Genomic DNA, 3,174 nt, shown 5'->3' on the forward strand with positions numbered 1-3,174 from the left:
GGTGGCAGCTGTACGCGGGTTGACAGACCAGGATACAGAAATCTGGCGCACACGAATATGCCCCACGCACAGCCACCATAAACGAGCATGTTCTATTCCAGCCTGGAGATAGTCCGACGTACCTAAGTGTGGACCTCTTCGAGTAAACGATTTAGCTAAGTAGGCTTTTCAAGTATTTTCAATGCAAGCCCTACTATACATAACCCCACTAGCAGCGCTAGGTCTATGCTGTGGGTGATGACAAGAATTTTTTTGAGCTTTACTGGGAAGTTGCCTATGTCGTGGTTGTCGAGCATTCCCTTTCTGGTGAGGTATTTTGGAAACATCAAAAAGCTTGCAATTGAACTGGTCATCAATACTTTCCCCTTCCATCCCATGTTTAGTAATGGAGCTCGAAGGGTAATGGCTTGGCAGTTTTTCAAGTGAGATAGCATTGTGTTGAGGTATTTTTTTGCTATGTAAATCTGCAGGGGGATCATTAGTAGCCCGGATAATATAATTACACCTCCGGAAATTGCAAAATAGAAGTAAAGCGAGTGCGGGTTCACTCCAGTACCTCAAACAGTACCTCACCCGCTGATTCGCCCATGCCACTCCCCACCTTGCTAGCTGCAAATGTCACTGAACCGACACCTATTACGCCGCAGATTAGAAAGCTAGCGCCTCGGGTGGGGCCGCCTAAAGCGACGCAAAGTGACCCTATGATGGTACCTGTCACCGCTTTGGCCGCTAGAGCCCCTCCCACCAAGCTGCCTGTAAAGTTTCCCGTTTCTGTAAATTTGATTTTTTTGCATGCTACTGAGTCGTCTGCCAAGCAAACCTCTTGGACTTTTAAAAATGAAGCGCCACCGCCCAAGGCCGTTCCAATCCAACCGCCTGCTGAAATGTATTTACTGGCTTTCGAGACACCCTGGATATGGCTCGCGTAACCAGGAATTTGCCCCGCCGCGCCGGCTTTGCTCCAATGGTGTACCAAACTGCGGCTGGAGATTCGCATGGCACGCTTTAGCTTTGGATGATTGGGGAAACCAATCGTCCGTTTAGTCAGGCCAGTCAAGTTAGTGTTCAACTGAGCCATCAAGCGTTTACGTTCAGCAAAGAACTCAGGGCTGCGTAAATGCCCATCCCGAGTGAAAAAACGCTGATGCAGCTCTTGAATTGCAGCGAGGGTGTTTTCCACGTTCTTCAGGTGGCTACCGGCCATCGCCGCACTTACACCCATCGACGTCGAGCTGTAGGCAAGGAAGGACTCGATTTCCTCCTTGTGCTGCACCATGAACGCGGCCTCTTCATCACTCAAAGGTTCAAGTGCATCGTCCACCATGGCCGCCGCTTCCATCAGCAGCGCTTCCTCCCGAGTGCATTGGTAATTGTTGGGGTCGCTCAACACAACCAACTGGCCCGGCTTGGCATAGCTCGACAGATGCGGGTTCAACCGACGGAGTTTCTCCAGCACTGCCGGTTCTGGGCTGCCAAACAGCACCGCCTCAAGCGCCGAGCGGCTCATGGGCGTTTCGACAATATGGAAGCCAGGCTCCACATCGGATAGTGGGGATGCCAACAGCGCATTGTTACGTGCATCAAGCGTTGACGCGGTCTGTGGATAACGTTGCTCGATCGCTTGTGCCCACTTCGGGGTCATTGCCAGTGGTTGCACAGGCCGCTCCGCTGGCAGGCGTACCGGCGAAGTGTTCCCTATTGAAAATGAGGCCTGGGTTGCAATCAGTCGGTTACTGCCATCGGGGCATCCGCATTGCACGCGATGGCCTTCCACTGCCACCGCGAGTGAGTCGCTTAGAAAGCTGGGTGTACCCTCGGCAATCAGCCCAACCGTCTGGCACTCCGGGCACCAGACCGGGTCGGTGATGCGCGCGGCCTTTTTGGAGTCAACGATAAATGAGGGTGACCCGGACAGCACCATGCCGCCTGTGGTGGTGGGGTCGCCTTCTCGAATTACATACGGCATTGGTCGCGTTCCTGTGTCGTCCTTGGAGGTGACTAGGGACGCTACCAATCAGCGGCACTCTTGGCTGTCAGACGCTTCCGAGCTTTGTAAACGGAGGGATAGGGAAGTGAAAGCCCATGTTTCGCAGGAAAGAAAACCGGCTGAAATTCGCCGGTTTCCCTTGAAACGTCCTCTAGGCAGATCTAGGCAGGGTCGCCAGTGAAACCTCAACCAACGCACGCGCTACCTCAATCTGATGCACGGCAGAGCGCACCAGCGTCATGCCGTCAGGTTGGGCTTTTTCAATGGCTTCCTGGCTGATGGCCAGGGCACAGGTCAGGTGGTCAGAGGCGTGGACGAGGGCTTCTTCGGTCGAGAGGCCGGGGCGCACGCGAAGGATCGGTGGATCGGGAACGATCTTTTTCATCTGTAGCTCCGTGTGGTGGAGCTGCCACGAACCTGCTGTCAAACAAATGGGTGGCAGCTGTACGCGGGTTGACAGACCAGGACACGGGACCCGGCGCACACGAGTGTGCCCCACGCACAGCTACCATAAAGCGAGCACATGCGGTCCGTGAATGGTGCGGCCTGTCAAAACCGGTCGTTGAATTGGCAACGACGCTCGAAGGCTAGGCGCACACCCGTTCAGGCGCAATGGGCGGAAGTATGCTTGGGAAATGGACTACGGGGAATAAGGAAAGGGCCATGCGAAGCCGGTCAGTCAGCATCCTCGAAATGAGGTCGATTCAGTGACGACGTGGTTTGGGCTCCCTGCTGCCCTGATGCTTTGTTCGGACCTTGGGAGCTTTTCTTTATATAGTGGCAATCGAGGCCCTTTGGTAGGGGAAAAGAATTTCTAGGCTGGGGTTGACGGCCTATTTTAATCCTGTATTATTCGCCTCCCGCTAACGAGCAACGTGATGTTGCTTTCGGGCATAAGCAGTTGATTTTGTTGATGAAATTAGCGCTTATAAACGCTTGACATTAAGGGTGAGGCACGTAGAATGCGCGCCTCGGTTGAGACGAAAGATTCTTAACCAACCGCTCTTTAACAACTGAATCAAGCAATTCGTGTGGGTGCTTGTGAGCTCAGACTGATAGTCAAAAAGATTATCAGCATCACAAGTGGCTATACGAGAAATCGAATAGTTCATTTTGAGATTGCTGAGCCAAGTTTAGGATTTTTTCAAAATCCAATGCAGTATTGAACTGAAGAGTTTGATCATGGC

The 3,174-nt window shown here is 52.8% G+C and carries 3 protein-coding genes; all 3 read right to left on the reverse strand.

The features are described 5' to 3' along the window. Positions 1–155: 155 nt before the first annotated feature. The 3 genes from M5G11_RS27015 to M5G11_RS27025 all read right to left on the reverse strand — a co-directional run bounded on the left by M5G11_RS27015 (position 156) and on the right by M5G11_RS27025 (position 2,372). Positions 156–548, reverse strand: coding sequence for a hypothetical protein (locus tag M5G11_RS27015; RefSeq protein ID WP_273914115.1), 393 nt, complete (start codon positions 546–548; stop codon positions 156–158). Further along, positions 545–1,966: a PAAR domain-containing protein gene (locus M5G11_RS27020; protein ID WP_273914116.1), complete on the reverse strand. Its 1,422-nt coding sequence runs from the start codon at positions 1,964–1,966 to the stop codon at positions 545–547. Before M5G11_RS27020 ends, M5G11_RS27015 begins: the two co-directional genes overlap by 4 nt. A 172-nt stretch (positions 1,967–2,138) precedes the next feature. Next, the gene (locus M5G11_RS27025) at positions 2,139–2,372 is read right to left on the reverse strand and encodes a DUF3077 domain-containing protein (protein ID WP_273914117.1); all 234 of its coding nucleotides are present in this window, start codon (positions 2,370–2,372) and stop codon (positions 2,139–2,141) included. Between the last annotated feature and the right edge of the window lie 802 nt (positions 2,373–3,174).

It is taken from the genome of Pseudomonas fontis, assembly GCF_028656955.1.
GTDB classification, from domain to species: domain Bacteria; phylum Pseudomonadota; class Gammaproteobacteria; order Pseudomonadales; family Pseudomonadaceae; genus Aquipseudomonas; species Aquipseudomonas fontis.